This is a genomic window from Psychrobacter sp. 1Y4, from assembly GCF_051847555.1.
Genome location: NZ_JBPYDE010000947.1, coordinates 1 through 563 on the forward strand (window position 1 = coordinate 1; position 563 = coordinate 563).

The 563-nt window shown below is 41.7% G+C and carries 1 protein-coding gene; it reads right to left on the bottom strand.

What is annotated here, in order from left to right; genetic code table 11:
- A partial coding sequence (locus tag ACS8FC_RS19775) for a uracil-DNA glycosylase (protein WP_459112991.1) occupies positions 1 to 391 on the bottom strand: 391 nt, incomplete at its 3' end.
- Between the last annotated feature and the right edge of the window lie 172 nt (positions 392 to 563).

The window sequence follows — 563 nt, forward strand, 5'->3', positions numbered from 1 at the left end:
AGTCACCATGCTTTGAGGGTGCGATACCGATGTCATCTGCCATCTCCTTGAGCAAGTTGTTCAATGACGGTGGCTTAGGAATCGCTTTAGGAACAGAGAATGACAATCCCATGGCCTGCCCTGGCCCATGATAAGGGTCCTGACCTAAAATCACCACTTTAACTTGCGATAAAGGCGTGAGATTAAGTGCATTGAACATCAGTGGCGCGGGTGGATAAATGCTATCCCCTGACTGATAAGCTTCTTTTAAAAATGCGCGTAGATTGTCCATATTTTCGGACGTTAACTCATCTGCTAATGCCGCCTTCCAATCTTCTGGCAGACGGACGTTGTCTAAAATGGCTTGTTTTTGCTCTGGTGTTTTAATTGTCGGCTCGTCAAACAACTCCATGGTATATCCTTTTATATTTATTATGAAATGAATGCTCAGTGATTGGCTTATTCTAAAGGCTAATAGTAACAAAAAACCGTATGAGCTTTGTTGATGAATTATAGCAACAAAAAAACGGCTACCGTCGTGTTACGATAGCCGTTACTCTTATATTCAAACTAAATGTTTTAGC